The organism is Bartonella sp. CM120XJJH (genome assembly GCF_042194715.1).
Classification (GTDB): Bacteria; Pseudomonadota; Alphaproteobacteria; order Rhizobiales; family Rhizobiaceae; genus Bartonella.
Genome location: NZ_JBHINE010000122.1, coordinates 1 through 242, shown reverse-complemented (window position 1 = coordinate 242; position 242 = coordinate 1). Strand labels below are relative to the sequence as shown.

The window sequence follows — 242 nt, the reverse complement described above, 5'->3', positions numbered from 1 at the left end:
AGAGCGCCTACTGATGCGGAATTGTATTTAGCACATCAACAAGGGGCAGGAGGAGCCGCCCGCCTTTTGCAAAATCCCCATGCCAATGCAGCGCAAATTGTTGGCAGCAATGCGGTTGGTTTGAATGGTGGCAACAGCGGTATGCGTGCAAGTGATTTTGTCAACCGCGTGTTACAAATGTATGGGGGGCAGCCTTATAGAGCAGCAAGTCCTATAGCACAGGGTGGTTTTGGCAATAGAGA

General features: G+C 50.8%; 1 pseudogene. It reads left to right on the top strand.

Annotation, left to right across the window (positions count from 1 at the left end):
- Positions 1 to 242: pseudogene (locus ACFIKU_RS10135) on the top strand (lytic transglycosylase); the annotation flags it as partial.